Origin of the sequence: Blautia wexlerae DSM 19850, assembly GCF_025148125.1 — a bacterium.
Lineage (GTDB): Bacteria > Bacillota > Clostridia > Lachnospirales > Lachnospiraceae > Blautia_A > Blautia_A wexlerae.
Genome location: NZ_CP102267.1, coordinates 2168615 through 2185346, shown reverse-complemented (window position 1 = coordinate 2185346; position 16732 = coordinate 2168615). Strand labels below are relative to the sequence as shown.

Below are 16732 nucleotides of genomic sequence, written 5' to 3'. Positions count from 1 at the left end.
AACTATACACTCCTTTCTTCTACAAGCTGATAATAATATTGTTTTTTTTGCATTAATGATTCATGATTTCCAATCTCTACTATTTTTCCCTGATTCAAAACTACTATCTCGTCTGCTTTCCTTATTGTTGAAAGTCTATGCGCTATCATTATAACAATCCTATTTTCATAATACTGTCGAAGATTGTCTAAAATATATTCCTGCGTTATATTATCTAATGCAGAGGTTGCTTCATCAAAAATAAGAATATCCTTAGACTGTAAAATCATACGTGCGATTGCAATTCGCTGACGCTGTCCTCCAGAGAGTTTCACGCCATTTTCTCCCACCTGAGTCTGATATCCATCCGGTAATTTTGATATAAATTCATCAATACCAATCCGTTTACAAGTTTCAATATAGTCCTCCTTTTTTATTCTATTATTATTAAGCGTTAAATTATTTTCTATGGTATCATCAAACAAAAAAGTGTTCTGTGAAACAATCGCGATATTTTTCCTCAAAGAGTATAAATTATATTCTTTTATATTCTTATCGTTAATAGTAATTTCTCCTGATTCCACGTCCCAGAGTCTATACAGAAGATTTATGATTGTTGATTTTCCGCATCCTGTTGCCCCAACAAGAGCATAAACTTTACCTGGTCTAAATTTGTAATTTATATTTTTTAAAATCTTATTATTAGAATAACTAAAGTTCACATTCTTCATATTAATTTGTGTAACATGATCCGGAATTTTCAGTCCCTTATTGTTTTGAACAATCGTACTAGAGGATTCCAGAAATCCATAAATTCTATCCAAAGATACCCACACACGCTGAATACTTTCGTTTATTTTAAGCAAGCCCATACACGGACCGATGAACATTGCAGTGTACTGTTGAAACGCAATTAACTCACCAAATTGAATACTTCCATTAATAATTTCCATTCCGCCAATAATGTAAACTAAAATAGTAGTCAAACTAGATAAAAATGTAGCTGACTGGCTACTTGCAGAAAATAATACATCTAACCGAATTCCTTTCCTTGCAAACTCTCCTTCATTTTTAAGATAGTGAATCAAAAAATAACGCCGAGCTTTAAGAATGACAATTTCTAATATGTTGCTGATATACTGTTCGATGATGTTATATACTTTCCCTGATTGTTCTCGAACTTCAGCAGTTTTGTTTGCAAGCACTCTGCTAAACTTACTCTGTACTACAATGGTAATAATCTGAATACCAATAATGATGCATAAAATAGTACTTTGAATATGGACTAACATAGATAAAGCAAAAAGAGAGGTAATAACATTTCTTACAAAATCAAAAACAAGATCGATTCCATAATTTTCAACCATGTCGGTATCATTATCTATAATATTTAAAACTTCTCCCGACTTCTGCTCTGAATAATATGCACCGGAAAAAGTGCTCAATTTTTTTAGAAGAAGATATTTATACCGAATTGTCATTTTTGTCTTCAGATATGAAAGATTATACTGCTGAAGCATATTTAATATGGCAATAGCTATCATAACGGCCATATATACCCCACCGTATACAAATAAAGCACTGGCATTTTTACCTCCAATGGCTACATCTATAATCCGCTGTAGAATAATCGGCAAAAATACACTCAATAATGTAAGCACAAACATTATCAGACAGCAAATTATACTTTTTATCTTGCTTTGCCTAAACGACTCCCTTAGAAATTTTCCAATCAGTTTGTATCTTTTTTTCATATTTTCACCATACGCTTTCTTTCATTGTAACTCCCATCTTCAAAGTGACTTTATGTATTTCACTAAAGTTCCAACCGTAAGTAAATGATACCTATTTACTTTTAAATAGTCTATTTTTATATCCATAGTTTTCTTCACATATTCCAAAAACGGAATAACCATTTCCATTTTTAGTGGTCCGGTTCTGGTCAGCAGTTCAATATCGCAAATCTGCTTGTCAGAAAATCTTTTTTCAAAATATTGACCTATAACCTGATACATTTCATTTAATATAGAATCGTTATTTTCCACAAACCAATCATTCTTTTCTGGAACTCGAAATCTAGTGGAAAGCTCACTCTCTCCCCATTCATTTCGCAAAGCTTTATCATATAACCAGTCACATACCGTTTCATAACTGATTTTATTAGTTTTTTTCTCCCAAAACATTTTACTCACAATGCCAGTTAATCTAGCAGCCGCAATACTATTGCAGGATGGTATCATAATATACTTATTTGAGGGAACAGCAACAACAGGCGTCACACAGTCCATAATGCATTGTACCGATTCACTTTTAGAGAACCAAAACCCACATTCTTTTTCAAGTATGCCGGCCCGTACTCCAATTACATTATCATAAGCAGCTGGATAACTGACATTCCCTTCATTTGACATTGATGCAATGATAGTAACATTTTGTTCCGATAGCTTTTTCAGGATTCTATATAATTTCTGATCAACTAATATATTGAAAGCCAAACTCATATTAATTATAGATACATCACTATTTATAAGGGATTCCAATGCAAATTCCAATGCAGCGAGATTTGATTTTCCATTTCCATCCAGTATTCCAATACTCACAATATCTACATATGGGCATTCGCTAACAATCATGGAAGCACAAGCGGTGCCATGACCACTTGTGTCATAAATATCCTCATTCTTTTCCAAACAGCATCCCCTTTTTATAATCCTAGTTCCGCTGACATGGCTATTTTTAAATGCTTCGTGGTATAATTCGATTCCACTATCAATAACGGCTACTTTCACTTTCATATACTATTTTCGTTACATACTCTCCATACATATTCTGTACTTCATTCTTTCTACTCCGCAGGCTAATGGTGATGGTTTCAAATAATCATTGTTAGCAACTTTATTAATAATCCTACACCTTGTTTCACTACAGTATTTATACAAATCACACCCTTCGCATTCTGGAATAGTACAGTCTGAATAAGCAAGTATATGATCCCTCTTCTTCGTATCAATTCCGTGATATATATCTCCAATTAGAAATTCTGGATTACCAACTGCTAACATACATGGATATATATCCCCTTTGGGATCTATATGCATACTCGTAATCCCGCCAGAACAAATTCCAAGTTTATGTATCTTCCAATTATTCAATAAATCTTCGTTATTTTTATATGTCTCACATATTTTTCTAATCTCACAATTCAAGACTTTCAAATCCTCATCTGTAAAATTCCGATCGTAGAAATCATGCACAGGCACAATCAAATGGACACCTAAATCCACAAAATACTTTACATTTTCAAATAAGTTTTTAACTGTTTTATGGTTATATGTCATCCGTATTCTTACATCCGGCTTAATCTGTAAAACTTTCCTTATATTTTTATCGACAATTTCAAAAGATGGGGTCCCATCTACAAATGGTCTTGAATAATTTTGTGTACTCTCCTTTCCATCCATGCTTATTGTAAAGTCATCAATCTCTTCTGTTACAAATGAAATTATTTCATCATTTAATAGCGTTCCATTTGATGTCGTAGAAAAGCTGATAGAAATCCCACTCGCTGCTGCAAGAGCCTTTGCATTTGCTACAAGATATTGCATTTCACGGAAAGCCATAAAGGGTTCGCCTCCATGTAAAACAATCCATAAATACTTATCATTTATTGTATTCATATGTGTGATTACCAGCTTAAGAGCCTGATCAATTACCTGCTTATTCATTTTTTCTTTCTTCTTATTTTCACCTTCATAGCAGTAAACACATTTCATATTGCAAGAAGATGTCAGCCAAAATGATGCCTGCATATTTTATTCCTCCCATATAACATGAAACAAATTATCATGTACAGTATTGCAATGCTCTCTCATGCTTCCATTTTTGGTATATTCCATAATCTCTACCGGGCACTTCCAACAAAACGGCATTACCTTACACCGGCGACATTTATGATTGAATTTTAATAAATCTTCAATCATGAGCATTAAATTATTATTTGTAATTTTATCGAACTCTGAAATCTGATCAATATGACCTAAACTATATTTTCTGTCTTCAATTGTCTGGCAGGCATATACATATCCGTCATATCTTATATGATACTTTGAAACCAAATTCTGGCAATTCCCATATGTACACATACATTTTTCATCTTTTTTGATTTCTGCACCATGTTCATAAAGAACCCCACTAGAGGTAAGTTGTTTTTGATTTTCTAATGCCCTGCCAATCCATGAAATTCTTCTGAGAACAGGAAATGTGCCCAGTTTCCGATTCAAATCCAGAAATTGCTCTTCCAACTTCTCGTTATCCTCTGTTAATACCATTGACAACGAAATTGAATCAAATCCATTCAGTTTTAACAGCTCAACACTTTTTAAAACTTTTGCAAATACACCCCTTCCTCTAATTTTTCTGCTGCTTTCCTCATCGACTCCATCTACACTAATATCTATCCGATCAATATACTGAATAATATCAGATACATTTCCTTTGTGAATTAAGGTACCATTTGTTGCTAATATGATAATTCCCTCAAAAGCTTCCCGTAAAAACTTTAGATGTTCCAATAAATCATTACGCAACAGTGGTTCTCCACCTGTTATCGTTATTTTATCTGGTTGCCATTTGATAATCTTTTGTAAAATTTCTGTAACTCTTTGTGTTGTCATCTCTTCGCCCTGCTTACCAGCGCTAAAACAACAGTGCATGCAAGTTAGATTACAACGATTTGTAATCTCAAATGCAACACTTTTTTGGAAAAAAAATTCCGCATCTCCAAGAATACCGATTTCTTCCATTTTGTCTAGCAGTTTTCCTATATATATTTGATCTTCCTCTCTCATAAAAGAGCGAACAAAATCCTTTCTTTCATAATTTAATTCCAATGCTTTAATAAAGTAATTATAGATTTCTTTTGTAATTCTCAGCCACATTCCAGTTAGTTTATTTGCCAGAATCACCTTGTTTTTATATTCTATACATGCGACATTACTATTTAGTTTCATCATACCAACACATCCTCATCCCAAATTTTTTTATACAAAAACTTCTTTTGGAATTTACATATTTTTTCAAAATTATCTGTCTGATTTAAATCCGAATAAAGATACAATTCCCCTGGACACGGCCAACAAAAAATATTTACCGGACATGTGCTACATTTTTCATAATTCTGTGGAAAATAATTCCACACTGCAGCCATATTCATATTTATTTCAAAAGGGAAATCCTGATTTTCTAAAATATTTCCCATGCAAAATTCATCCTGTACGAAATACTGACACGGATAAATATTCCCCCTGTAATTAATAAGAAGTTTTTCTTCTCCCGCTTTACAGGAACATGCCTGAATGACAGGCTTATTTATTGCAGGAATTGGACTATAATATTGATCATGCTCCAAAAATCCTCCTGATTCTTTTCCTCTTCCCACAGGTGCAAATGAACGCACAATCGGAGTTGTTCCTAGTTCTTCATTCATTCGATAGAATTCTTCTTCCATTTTTCTATGAAATTTATCTGAAATCATTGACAGTGTTATTTCATAAAATCCTTTTTCATGAAGCAAATGAACTGTCTGAATAATCTGCTCAAATACGCCCCGACCTCTGATTCTGCTACATGTTGCTTCATCTACGCCATCTATGCTGATATCAATTTGATCTAAATATCGAATCAAAACACCCACATTTTCCTCATTAATCAGAGTACCATTTGTGGATAATGTCACTCTGCCATTAAATTTTTTGTTAAGGTATTTCAAAATATCAAATATGTCTTTTCTCACCAATGGTTCACCACCAGTAAGCGATATCTGTTTCGGTTTCCAGTTAATAATTCTATTTAAAGCCATTACAAGATTATCAAATGACATTTCGTAATCTGTTTCTCTTTCTGCGTTTACGCAACAATGCCGGCAATGCAAATTGCATCTCCTTGTGATTTCAAAAAGTACTGTACGATTACCTCTTACTTCGCCTTCTGTTTTTTCAACTATGCCAATTTCTATCATTTTATTATAAACGGACTTCATATATTCTCTATCTTCTTCATCATATAAAGATTCTAGCAACTGATTAAATGAAAGTCCTTCTTTTTCTACAAGAACAAAAAGATTATAAACCTTTTGAGAAACTCTAATCCATAACCCATTAGAAGTATTTAGTAATATTCTTTTTTCTTTATACCTTAGAATTCGTGTATCAACAGAAAACATACGCCTTCTACCTCCCTACCAAACTTCTTTTTCTTAAATATGGGAAGTGCCAAAAGTATATACTGGAAATGCGTATTTAAAATTTTCCGCATCTTTGTATAATACTTTTGGCACCATGTGGTCACATTACATTAATAGTATGCTGATGTTGCCGCATTTGCTGCCCATTTTCCACACTTTTTACACTTCTTTGTCGGTTTACAATCACTGTGGCATGGATCAATCTGTCCATAAGGATGTGCCTGTGTAGAACAATTGTTTGCAGAATAAATACTCGTTCCAGAGCCACACTGTGATAAAACTTCGACTTTTTCCTTTTCCTGGATTTTTTCAATTTTTAATTCAGCTGATGTTAGAATATAAATAGTACAAAATAAACATGACCATTTTCAATAAATATTATATGATAGTCATAGATCAAGAGAGGAGAATGGTTATGGCAAGAGGTACAAGGTATTCACAAGAGTTTAAGGAAGATGCAGTAAGATATCGGTTGGAGCATCCTGAGATTGCGCTTCGTAAGTGTGCTGAAAATCTTGGAATTAGTGAATCAGCACTAAAGACTTGGATGAAATCAGCAAAGGAACATGAAGGAACTGTTCCTACTCGTGGTTCAGGCAATTACGCAAGTGATGAAGCAAAAGAAATCGCACGTCTGCAACGAGAATTACGCGATACAAAGGATGCACTTGAAGTGTTAAAAAAAGCAATCGGTATTCTGGGAAAATGACAAAAACTCTTTACGCTGCTACATCTAAATATGTAGAAGAAATTAACAACCTGCCTGTGAAACGTCAAGTTTCTGTCAGCGGGATACTGAAAAAATTGGACGTTTCACGATCTGGTTATAATGCATGGAAGAAGCGGGTTCCTTCGGACACGTCTATTCGTCGAACTGTTTTAAAAGAAAAAATCCAAAAGATTTATGATGATTCACATCAAAACTATGGTGCTCCTAAAATTGCAGCTGAATTGCGGAAATCCGGAGAAACTATTACTGAAAAAACAGTGGGAAATTATATGCGTCAAATGGGAATAAAAGCGCAATGGATCAAACCGTATACTCAAACAACCATTGATTCTGATCTAAGCCAGAAACTAAAAAATATTTTGAACGAAAAATTTAATCCAGAACATCCAGATGCTGTATGGTGCTCAGATATCACTTATATTTGGACATATGAAGGATTTGTATATCTTACCAGTATTATGGATCTATATTCCAGAAAAATCATTTCCTGGGTACTAAGTGAGACGCTGGAGGCATCTCATGTAGTAAAATGTATTGAAAAGGCAAAACAGTCCAGACATATTGAAAATCCGCTTATTTTTCATTGTGACAGAGGATGTCAATATGTATCAGAAGCATTTCACAAGGCAACGGAAGGAATGATTCACAGCTATTCCAAGAAGGCTTATCCTTGGGACAATGCTTGCATAGAATCGTTCCATGCCCTTTTAAAACGAGAGTGGATTAATCGTTTCAAAATTTTCAATTATACTCATGCATATAAATTGATTTTTGAATATATCGAGACGTTCTACAACACCGTCCGTATTCATAGTCATTGTGGATATTTATCTCCAAATGAATATGAGGAACAATATCTAAAAAATCTGGAAACGACTGTAACAAGCTTAGCAAGTTAACAATTACATAAAAAGAGAAAATTGGTTGTATTTAATTTGTACTTTTTCTTGACATAAGACCAAGCCATTGTTTTCCTCCTCTAAGGTATTATTTATAAAAAGCTACTCGACGTCATAATAGCTTTTTACCATAAGAAACAATTAAATATTTTTTCTATAAAATCAGAAAAAATGTCCTTTGCTGATAAATAAACGTTTCTAGTAAAATATTTATAGGTCAGCAAATTAATTATGTATCTTTTCTAAAAACTACACGTGTATTTTGTTTGTCCCCTTTTATTTCATCCGGAATTTTAGGATCAAACATACCTGGAATCATACATTTTCCAACTGCATGTTTTCCTAAGTTAATTGCCAAGTTACCAATAGTACTTTTTACATTTTTCTTCATGTTATTGTCCCCTTTCATCTCAAATCTCTATTTGATATCTAAAGTATACCCTATGTTTTTAGCAAATTCATATTTTAGGAATAAAATGTATTTTCAATAGAAAAAGTGTGCTATATTCTCCAAAAACAAACGATTTTTCAGTAATAACTGTTGATTTCAAAAAATCCAAGTAATATAATAAAACTAATCAAAATAATCCAAATTGAAAGGTAATAATAAGATGCACGTAATTCAAATACTTCCATATATATTAAGTGTTTTTTCCTATTTAATTCCTATTTGTTGTTTTTTGCCATTCAAACTAAAATTCAAACAAAAGGCACTCCTTTTTTTTATTTTACTAATAAATATTCTCATGATTGGATTTGTTCTCGGCAATATTGGTGTAATTGTATTAATTTTAAGTACATGCATTTTTATTTACTGGATTGCTCCTGAGCCATTAATAAACGCCTGTATATTTATTGCGACCTATCTCTTTTGCGTTTTGTGGGATAATCTATATTCTTTACTATGGGATACCTATGTATATCCTATTACAGACCTACAATCCCACACAATCTACTATATTATTTATATAATTTCATATATTGGACTTTTAGCCTGTGTCTGCCCCATAATAAGCCATCTTTTTCATCTAGTTCTACGTAGAATACACGTGAAGCTTTCCAAACAACTTTTATTGTTGATTACGGCAAATCTGGCTACTTGTTTATTTATTTTTTTGTTCAATATAATAATCGGAGAATCAATTGGATACAACCGTAAAATCATAATGTTTAATTGTATATTATTTGCATGCTATTTCATCATCAGTACTATTTTAATCATAACTATTGTAAAAACTCATGTTGAAAAAATACACCTTAACATGAAACAGGATTCTTACAATAGACTTCAAGAATATACTAATCAAATAGAAAGCATGTATTCTTCATTACGCTCCTTTAAGCACGATTATTCAAATATTATGCTTTCTATGTCTGAATATTTTGAAGCAAATGATATGGAAGGATTACGTTCCTATTTTAATAAAGAAATTCTTCCACTGAGTAGGAAAATCACCAAAAATACTGCACATATTAATCAACTTATGAATATTAAAATCACTGAACTTAAAAGCATCCTATCATCTAAGTTGTTATATGCAATAGAATTAAACATTGATGTCAGTATAGAAGTTACTGATGAAGTAATTTCACTCCCTATGAATACATTAGATTTATGTCGCATCGCTGGGATTTTTCTTGATAACGCAATTGAAGCTACATTAGAAACAGCTTATCCTTCTATCCGCTTTGCATTAATAAATCTGGATGCTGAATACATTTTTATTATTTCCAATACTTTTTTGGACAAAGGAATTCCGTATGCTACATTAGCAAAACCAAATGTATCTACAAAAGGGCATAATCGCGGAATTGGACTCTATAATGCTCATGAAATCATTTCAAAATATAATCACGTATTTTTAGATACTGAAATACAAGATAAATATTTTGTGCAGCGCCTTCAAGTGTCTAAAAAAAATATATAAAAAGCAGGATCAAACAATCCTGCTTTTTATATGCAAAGGAAGAAGAGATAACGTTTCAAATACTACGGCAATAAATGGTATATATAATATAATATCCATGCTGACCGCTATGATAATAGTTCCTAACATATATATTAACACCAAAAATATAGTTCTTTTTTTCAATTTCTCATATAACAAAGGAGAAATCGGATTATTTTCAGTGCCTTGCGGTCCAATTATAGCTAAGACACCAAGACAAATCAGGTAAATAATAATAATACAAGATAATGGTGTATTTAACTGTTTTGATATAAACACACCACCTTCTACAAATATACCAGTTCCTATTAGGCAAAAAGAGCTTCGTTTAAAATGTATTCCACCAGCACACATTTTTAGTGTTCCATATAAAAACAGAAGGAACATTGCCTCCCATAATATTCCTGAGATATGAGCTATCAAAAGTATTGTTCCAATCATAATAATATTATGCATTAGTACTTGAATCCCTAGATTCATACGCATCCGATCAAGATCATCCCAGGAGGTTCGATCGTCATCTAAATATTTTATAATTTGGTTTGCTATTTTTTCCATTCTTATTATCCACCTTCCTCGCTTTATAAATTTAATTATAGTCTTATAATAAGAAACTATTATGTTTTTATAATAACCGTTCATATCAACAGAATAACTGTTAATTCACCTACGGTTTTTCTATAATAGATAACGCATAATCTTTTTCTTTAATAATGATAGCGTTTATTGTATAATTTAATAAAACACATAAAAAAGGAGTAAAATGGATATGATTGATATTTTCATCTGTGAAGATAATAAGAAACATTTAAATATTTTGCGGAGCTGCATATCTAATTTTATCCTCATGGAAGGATTTGATATGCAAATTATTCAAGCTACACCTGATCCGCACACGATATTAAAAGAACTTACGAACGCAGAAAACACAGGGCTTTTTTTTCTTGATATTGACTTAAAATCCGATATGAATGGCTTAATGCTCGCACAAAAAATCCGCCAAATCCAACCGCGTTGTTTCATTGTATTTATTACATCTCATTCCGAAATGAGTTTCCTGACTTTTCAATATAAAGCAGAAGCTCTTGATTTTATTATAAAAGACACTACAGAACATATAAAAGCTAAAATTCACGAATGTCTTTTAGATGTAAATAGCAAATATACATCATTAAACAATGATATAACCCGAACCTTTACAATTACTCAGAACGATAAACATATTGTGATTGACTATAGTGACATCATTTTTTTTGAAACATCTCCTAATATTCACAAAATTGTTCTTCATGCAAAAAAACGAGTCATTGAATTCACTGGCCAATTAAAAGACATTGAACAGCAATTAGATTATCGTTTCTATAGATGTCACACATCCTATATTATCAATAAAGACAATATTACAGACATAGATTTTAAGGAGCTAATTGTTCATATGAATAACGGTGAAACCTGTCCCGTTTCTGTAAGGAAAAAGAAAGGTCTAAAGAAGTTAATGGCATAATACTCCCTCTTTGACATAAAAGAAGAGTATTCTGTCATTGTTTCTGTCAAAGAGCAGCCGCTTTATATCTTATACTCATTAAGTGACTGTTCCATTGATGTTTTGTCTTGTAATAAACATTTCCGTCATTTTGCCCAAATATCTATTTCCTCAACAAGCTGTTTTTTCTTTTCAAAATACAAATAATCTCCTCTCTTAAGCAATACTACTTCCGAAATATCCAAATTCCTAAAAGGGCATTGAAAAAATGAGTGATTTGTCACCTATTTTCAATGCCCCTTCAGTTAAATATAAAACTTTTACTCTACAAATCCATTCACAAAAGAAACAATCCGTTCCTTCTGCTCAAAATGCAGATAATGTCCCCCTTTTAACATTACCAATTTCTTTTCCTGATTGTCTCCCATCACGCTTCTATGCAACTTTTCCCATTCTGGAAAAATTTCACAATTATCTTCCGAAACAAAATTCAGCACTGGTACTTCTTCTGGGAATTTCATATCCCGTACTATCTTCAGATTTTTTCTACCTGCTTTAATTCATTCATTACAGTCTTATTATAAGTGGTATCAAGGGAAAGTATCCGAAAAACTTCTAAGTCTTCCTGTAAATAAGAATAATTCTGATCAGCATAGATAGCTTTTTCCGGATTTCCAACTGAAAGCAGTCAGCTGATTCCCAACGCATTCTTTGCTTTGCTTAAATAAGCCATCAAGAAATTTAATTTTGTTGTATTAAAAGGTTCATTCTCATTTTGCTTTGGTACAGAAGAATCTATTCCTATAAAACCATGAATCTTCTCTGGATAAGTATTGGCATAATACAGGGAATACAATCCACTGATAGAATGTGCCATCAGATAATATTGGTGAACACCAATCTCTTCCAGACAGGTATATAATTCCTCTATGATATTCTCTATGCTTCTTTCTGTATCTACTTGGTCAGATAGTCCATAACCAAAAGGCTCCACGGTAATCACTTTATATCAACTATTTCTGCAATTTTTAAATTTACGGTCATTTCACTATTCATTTTAAATTATGTTTAATATGCTTTTGTAGGACTTCTTGTTTTCTCTAAAATCATTGATTTATGTCTTCACCTCCTGCGTTATTCCTAATCCATATGTATTAGATGTTTTGATGTATAGCACTCAATGCAGATAATAGTTACTTTTGTCCACCAACTACTGATTTAATGACCATAAAAAATGCCGCTACAGGTTTTTATCATCACCCGTAACGGCATTTTCTCTTATCTTATTCAGCCTTTTCTTCATTACCAGATTTTAAATACTTCATTACCTCTTCCACAGTTTTTCCGGAAGCAATCAATGCGCTAAATATCTCATCTTTCTGTTTATCTTCGATTTTCTTCCTGAGGTCTTTTGCTTTCAGACGCAGTTCTTTTAATTCTGCCTCTGTTGTTTTGATCTTCTGTTCTACAGTTACAAGCTGTTCCTCCAGAGATATATTCTCCATTTTTTTGCGTCTTGGCATATCTGCTCCTCCTAATATGATATTTTCTTTATTGTATCACTCTTTATCAGAAAACACCACATATTTTTCTGTACGTTTCTTACCTTCCGTTTCTTTGCTGCTGTTTCTGGCTTTTTGCATATTCCAGCTTTTTATTGTATTCGTCCATGATTGTACTTTCCAGCTCTGCCTTAAATTCTGCATTGACTGCATGGGCAATGTCCTCCCGCTCCCCTTTTGCAGAATTTTTCTGGGGCATACCTACAAAGGTTTTTCCGTTCCACGCCTGGATCACATGAAGCTGTTGGATTGCAAGCACATCCTGCAGACGAATGGCTACATCTGCCTTAAATGTATCACTTCCCTGTACCGGGTTTACACTCAGATTGTAATACAGCTCTTCCTCTCCCCAACTACCCTTACAGTCCATTTTGGTTTCTGTCATATTTTCATAGGCTTCCCTTACCGTATCCAGAACTTCCTTCTGAAATTCTTTATCGGTAAACCGGTAAAAAGGAACATACTCCCCTGTTTCATAATCCCTGTATCGGGGCATATCGAGATACAGATTTCCCTTAGAGGACTCTTTAATTGCAATGCTTTTTACACAAAAGGCATCGTCAAAGGTAATAGTAGCAAATCCTTTTAGGTTATTGATCTTCCCTTCTTCCTGTTTCAATTCCGGTTTATATACTCTGATATTATATTCCATATTGTGATCTTCCTTTCTCTATTCTACTTTTCGTTATCGGACCGCTTTCTGGCATGGAAGATTTGGGGTTTCCTCCTGTACTTCCACACACTCCTCCTGGTCCTTGATTTCCAATTCTGCATCTATCTCCATCTGCCTGGTAATATTTTCTTTTAAAAGTTCTTCATACGGGAAGGGCTTTTCGTATTCCTGCTTTGCATTTTTTATTTCATTTTCACAGATTTTAATTTTTCTTTGGACTTCTTCTATTGTTTTGTCGAGGGCATTCAACCGGTTTTCCAAGCGGACCATATTGCCAGAATCACTCTCTTTTAATTCTACCATATAGTCCGATTCTCCCCGGATATACAGAATCTGTTCCGTCATATTTTTTTCAACAAATAGTGGAAAGCCTTTGTAAGTGCCAACCTCATGTTCTGTAAAAGCGGTAACACTATCTACGATTGCACGCAGAATTTCCCCAGCTTCTTTATGCTTCTCATAAACATTTCCCTGTAGGGTGATTGCAAACCCTGGCTGTACTTCCATAGCCTGGTTCCTACATTCCAGATCCTTTTGAAGGGCTTGCAGCTCTTTCTTCAGGCTTTGTATCCTTTTTGGATACTGGAAAGTAACGGCATCTTGTAAGGCAAACCTTTTCCCTTCATGTGCTGTTTTCAGGATTCTCAGACGTGCCACTTCGTTATCTACTTGTATTTTTTCCATAATCAAAGGATTTTCAGAAGCTACCGCCTTAATCTCTGCAAAATTTAATACGGTTTCATCTATATCCTCACAGATCCTTGCCAGCTCCCGACTGGTAAATACCTGGCTGATAAATCGTTGTTTGGTTTCAACAATGCCCCATAAATATGCATCAAAAGAACCTTTTGTTACATAGCGGTAAATATTCACTTCTTCATTTTCATTCCCCTGTCGGATAATACGTCCTTCCCTTTGTAGGCTAAGTACCCAGCGCCTTGCCATATTGCTATGGTAGGTTTCCAAATACTCGCCCCCGAACCGTACTTACAACTCTCACTGTATACGGCTCTCCATTTATAAACTCAATTTAACTGTCCACAGTGTAATTTCTTATGACATTCTCTACACAAAGCTATTGTTTTGCGATTTCTCGCTATCATAAGAGCTTCCCAAAAAGTTTTACCTTGTAAATCTTTAAGCCGATGAACATGATGAATTTCTATGGGAGTATTAGTTTTTCCGCATAGCTCACATTCTCTGGCTTTTATTCTGTCGATTAGCTTTGTACTGCTGAAATATTTGATTGTATTTGGAACTAAGTCTGCATTAGATTGGAATGCTTTTTTCTGCCGTTTAAAACCCTCGTTATAAAACACTCGCATTTTCTCAACTCCTTTGGAATTACGGAACTTTACAGCAAAATCTTTTCCTGCTCTGAATTTTCCGATTACTTTTGAAATTGATGTTCTGTATTTTGTGCCGTAGGTTTTGTACATACTGTATTCCATAATATACTTGTAGCTGTTGATGATTGAGCTGTTATTGGCTATACAGTAATAATTGTAAAAACCTCGTATCATACTGTTGTAGTAGTCGAGTATTTCCAGATCATCACAGTTTTTCAATCTGTATATTGCCTTGGGTTTCCAAATTTCTTTTCCATTATGGTAGATTAACTTCATAGCACCTGTATCAATCAAGTGTTTCCTGATTGTATCACTTGAAACTTCCAGTACAATTCTGCCCGTGTAATTACGAACGAGCTTGCCTGTTTTATCTCTCTTGGTTAGATTGCTATGCCGTACTCTGATTTCATAACTGAGAAATTTCGCACTTTTTTGGGCATTGGTAATCAGCGTTTTCTCTTCTGATAGCTCCAACTGTAATTGTTCTTTGAGAAAATTCTTAAAATCTTCTTTTATTTTCTTACAATCCTCTTTCGAACCGATAACTCCGCACAGCCAATCATCAGCATATCTGACATAGACCAGCCTTGCATAATTGTTATCCATAGGGTCACTTGGGGGAATATTCACCCGTTCTTTTTCCAACTGCCTTATGCGTGCAATCGCATTTTCTCTTTCACAGTCGTCGTTTGCATTTTTCAATGCGATTCTGGCTTTGCTTAATTCGACTTCGTTCCTGCGGTACTCTTTTGTACGCATACGCTTTTTACCTTTTTTAAATTTTCGGACATACTCATTTACATACTTATCAAATTTATCCAAATAAATGTTTGCAAGAATAGGACTGATAATGCCACCCTGCGGTGTTCCCGAATAGGTGTTATGAAAAGTCCAATTCTCAATATAGCCTGCATTCAGAAATTTTCTTACCAGTCGAAGAAATCTCTCGTCATTGATACGTTCTCGTAAAATTCCAATCAACGTAGCATGGTTGATGTTATCAAAAAAACCTTTAATGTCTCCTTCGATAAACCATTTCACACCCGTGAAAGTTTTTTGAATTTCATTGAGTGCCGTATGACAGCTTCTATTAGGTCTGAACCCATGAGAAGTATTTTCAAAATGCCCCTCATAGATAGCTTCTAAAATCATTCTGATAACCTCTTGAAGCAATTTATCCTCAAAGGACGGTATTCCGAGTGGACGCATTTTTCCGTTCTTCTTTGGAATATAGGTTCTTCTTGCAGGTTTTGGCTGATAGCTTTCATCTTTGAGCGAAACTATGATTTTCCGTATTCTTTCGATACTCATACCGTCAACCGTTTGCTTGTCAGTACCTTTTGTCATACTTCCGTCATTGGAATAAATGTTTTGATAAGCGGTTAAGTACAGTTCCTCATTGTAGAGCAAACGGTATAAACGCTCGTACTTGTAATCTTTTTGGTTACTGTGTTTCGTTAAGCTGATTAACACATTTTCAGGATTTCTCATAATGTATCACACATTATCCTTTCTATATTGTTAATGTTATAAACTGCCTTCCTTCGCCATGTAAGTGCCATTAACACTCTCGGACTACTATGAAGGCTCCGTTACCATATCGAATATTCATAAGCCTACACTTAATAGCTTATTTTTAAGCGTTTCGACTTAGGTAATCCCCGTTTAGCATCATACTAACGATTTGGCTTGTTAGGTTGTCGGATACGACTTCCATCCTTTTATGCTTATTGCATATACGTCTCAGCCTATCTTTGCTTACGCTCCTGAACAGCGGAACATAAGTGCTGAGATATGGCGAATAATAATTACCTTACGCCATAGTCCCGACATTGACCGTTTGGACTATCGTTCAACCAGTATGGGC

17 protein-coding genes are annotated in these 16732 nt (G+C 33.9%); 4 read left to right on the top strand and 13 right to left on the bottom strand.

The features are described 5' to 3' along the window. Window positions 1–2: 2 nt before the first annotated feature. The 5 genes from NQ550_RS10160 to NQ550_RS10140 all read right to left on the bottom strand — a co-directional run bounded on the left by NQ550_RS10160 (window position 3) and on the right by NQ550_RS10140 (window position 6199). Window positions 3–1646 carry an ABC transporter ATP-binding protein gene (locus tag NQ550_RS10160; protein WP_243153725.1) on the bottom strand — a complete coding sequence of 548 codons (1644 nt, stop codon included), beginning with the start codon at window positions 1644–1646 and terminating at the stop codon, window positions 3–5. A 126-nt stretch (window positions 1647–1772) separates the two neighbouring features. Continuing rightward, window positions 1773–2774, bottom strand: a complete 1002-nt coding sequence (locus tag NQ550_RS10155; RefSeq protein WP_025578770.1) for a S8 family serine peptidase — start codon at window positions 2772–2774, stop codon at window positions 1773–1775. Window positions 2775–2786: 12 nt separating this feature from the next. After that, window positions 2787–3788 (bottom strand): radical SAM/SPASM domain-containing protein, encoded by a 1002-nt coding sequence (locus NQ550_RS10150; RefSeq protein WP_025578768.1) that lies wholly within the window; start codon window positions 3786–3788, stop codon window positions 2787–2789. Between the two features lie 3 nt (window positions 3789–3791). Then, window positions 3792–4991, bottom strand: coding sequence for a radical SAM/SPASM domain-containing protein (locus NQ550_RS10145; protein WP_025578766.1), 1200 nt, complete (start codon window positions 4989–4991; stop codon window positions 3792–3794). Next, window positions 4988–6199 carry a radical SAM/SPASM domain-containing protein gene (locus NQ550_RS10140; protein WP_025578764.1) on the bottom strand — a complete coding sequence of 404 codons (1212 nt, stop codon included), beginning with the start codon at window positions 6197–6199 and terminating at the stop codon, window positions 4988–4990. The genes NQ550_RS10145 and NQ550_RS10140 overlap by 4 nt, the downstream gene beginning before the upstream one ends. 436 nt (window positions 6200–6635) lie before the next feature. On the opposite strand from NQ550_RS10140, the gene NQ550_RS10135 reads away from it, so the two are divergent. Then, a complete protein-coding gene (locus tag NQ550_RS10135; RefSeq protein WP_025581345.1) occupies window positions 6636–6929 on the top strand; it encodes a transposase in 294 nt (97 codons plus the stop codon). Window positions 6930–6985: 56 nt separating this feature from the next. Continuing rightward, a complete protein-coding gene (locus NQ550_RS10130; RefSeq protein WP_259838605.1) occupies window positions 6986–7849 on the top strand; it encodes an IS3 family transposase in 864 nt (287 codons plus the stop codon). 229 nt (window positions 7850–8078) lie between these two features. Here the strand turns inward: NQ550_RS10130 and NQ550_RS10125 are convergent, their stop codons facing one another. Beyond that, complete coding sequence (locus tag NQ550_RS10125; protein WP_161234116.1) at window positions 8079–8240, bottom strand: hypothetical protein; 162 nt, start codon at window positions 8238–8240, stop codon at window positions 8079–8081. Window positions 8241–9111: 871 nt separating this feature from the next. On the opposite strand from NQ550_RS10125, the gene NQ550_RS10120 reads away from it, so the two are divergent. Next, complete coding sequence (locus tag NQ550_RS10120; protein WP_227198751.1) at window positions 9112–9777, top strand: sensor histidine kinase; 666 nt, start codon at window positions 9112–9114, stop codon at window positions 9775–9777. A gap of 9 nt (window positions 9778–9786) precedes the next feature. On the opposite strand, the gene NQ550_RS10115 is transcribed toward NQ550_RS10120, so the two are convergent. Continuing rightward, the gene (locus NQ550_RS10115; RefSeq protein ID WP_025577500.1) at window positions 9787–10356 is read right to left on the bottom strand and encodes an accessory gene regulator ArgB-like protein; all 570 of its coding nucleotides are present in this window, start codon (window positions 10354–10356) and stop codon (window positions 9787–9789) included. 205 nt (window positions 10357–10561) lie between these two features. Between NQ550_RS10115 and NQ550_RS10110 the strand changes: the two genes are divergently transcribed. Further along, window positions 10562–11302, top strand: a complete 741-nt coding sequence (locus NQ550_RS10110) for a LytR/AlgR family response regulator transcription factor (protein WP_227198750.1) — start codon at window positions 10562–10564, stop codon at window positions 11300–11302. A 299-nt stretch (window positions 11303–11601) separates the two neighbouring features. Here NQ550_RS10110 and NQ550_RS10105 read toward each other — a convergent pair whose 3' ends face one another. The 6 genes from NQ550_RS10105 to NQ550_RS10080 form a co-directional block, all read right to left on the bottom strand. Further along, window positions 11602–11802: a hypothetical protein gene (locus NQ550_RS10105; protein WP_025577496.1), complete on the bottom strand. Its 201-nt coding sequence runs from the start codon at window positions 11800–11802 to the stop codon at window positions 11602–11604. 167 nt (window positions 11803–11969) lie between these two features. Continuing rightward, a complete protein-coding gene (locus NQ550_RS10100) occupies window positions 11970–12275 on the bottom strand; it encodes an alpha/beta fold hydrolase (protein ID WP_025577494.1) in 306 nt (101 codons plus the stop codon). A 289-nt stretch (window positions 12276–12564) separates the two neighbouring features. After that, on the bottom strand, window positions 12565–12804 hold the full coding sequence (locus NQ550_RS10095; RefSeq protein ID WP_025577492.1) for a hypothetical protein: 240 nt from the start codon (window positions 12802–12804) through the stop codon (window positions 12565–12567). A gap of 79 nt (window positions 12805–12883) precedes the next feature. Continuing rightward, on the bottom strand, window positions 12884–13495 hold the full coding sequence (locus NQ550_RS10090) for a septation protein SpoVG family protein (protein WP_025577491.1): 612 nt from the start codon (window positions 13493–13495) through the stop codon (window positions 12884–12886). A 33-nt stretch (window positions 13496–13528) separates the two neighbouring features. Further along, window positions 13529–14482, bottom strand: a complete 954-nt coding sequence (locus NQ550_RS10085) for a hypothetical protein (protein WP_161233436.1) — start codon at window positions 14480–14482, stop codon at window positions 13529–13531. A 59-nt stretch (window positions 14483–14541) separates the two neighbouring features. Continuing rightward, window positions 14542–16356 carry a reverse transcriptase domain-containing protein gene (locus NQ550_RS10080; RefSeq protein ID WP_005344207.1) on the bottom strand — a complete coding sequence of 605 codons (1815 nt, stop codon included), beginning with the start codon at window positions 16354–16356 and terminating at the stop codon, window positions 14542–14544. Between the last annotated feature and the right edge of the window lie 376 nt (window positions 16357–16732).

What these genes read in the sequence shown, in the direction of transcription:
- NQ550_RS10135 (WP_025581345.1), top strand. Translation starts at nt 6,636, where the DNA reads ATGGCAAGAGGTACAAGGTATTCACAAGAGTTTAAGGAAGATGCAGTA.
- NQ550_RS10105 (WP_025577496.1), bottom strand. Translation starts at nt 11,802, where the DNA reads ATGAAATTCCCAGAAGAAGTACCAGTGCTGAATTTTGTTTCGGAAGAT.
- NQ550_RS10145 (WP_025578766.1), bottom strand. Translation starts at nt 4,991, where the DNA reads ATGATGAAACTAAATAGTAATGTCGCATGTATAGAATATAAAAACAAG.
- NQ550_RS10095 (WP_025577492.1), bottom strand. Translation starts at nt 12,804, where the DNA reads ATGCCAAGACGCAAAAAAATGGAGAATATATCTCTGGAGGAACAGCTT.
- NQ550_RS10125 (WP_161234116.1), bottom strand. Translation starts at nt 8,240, where the DNA reads ATGAAGAAAAATGTAAAAAGTACTATTGGTAACTTGGCAATTAACTTA.
- NQ550_RS10155 (WP_025578770.1), bottom strand. Translation starts at nt 2,774, where the DNA reads ATGAAAGTGAAAGTAGCCGTTATTGATAGTGGAATCGAATTATACCAC.
- NQ550_RS10160 (WP_243153725.1), bottom strand. Translation starts at nt 1,646, where the DNA reads ATGTTTGTGCTTACATTATTGAGTGTATTTTTGCCGATTATTCTACAG.
- NQ550_RS10110 (WP_227198750.1), top strand. Translation starts at nt 10,562, where the DNA reads ATGGATATGATTGATATTTTCATCTGTGAAGATAATAAGAAACATTTA.
- NQ550_RS10150 (WP_025578768.1), bottom strand. Translation starts at nt 3,788, where the DNA reads ATGCAGGCATCATTTTGGCTGACATCTTCTTGCAATATGAAATGTGTT.
- NQ550_RS10080 (WP_005344207.1), bottom strand. Translation starts at nt 16,356, where the DNA reads ATGAGAAATCCTGAAAATGTGTTAATCAGCTTAACGAAACACAGTAAC.
- NQ550_RS10120 (WP_227198751.1), top strand. Translation starts at nt 9,112, where the DNA reads ATGAAACAGGATTCTTACAATAGACTTCAAGAATATACTAATCAAATA.
- NQ550_RS10090 (WP_025577491.1), bottom strand. Translation starts at nt 13,495, where the DNA reads ATGGAATATAATATCAGAGTATATAAACCGGAATTGAAACAGGAAGAA.
- NQ550_RS10140 (WP_025578764.1), bottom strand. Translation starts at nt 6,199, where the DNA reads ATGTTTTCTGTTGATACACGAATTCTAAGGTATAAAGAAAAAAGAATA.
- NQ550_RS10115 (WP_025577500.1), bottom strand. Translation starts at nt 10,356, where the DNA reads ATGGAAAAAATAGCAAACCAAATTATAAAATATTTAGATGACGATCGA.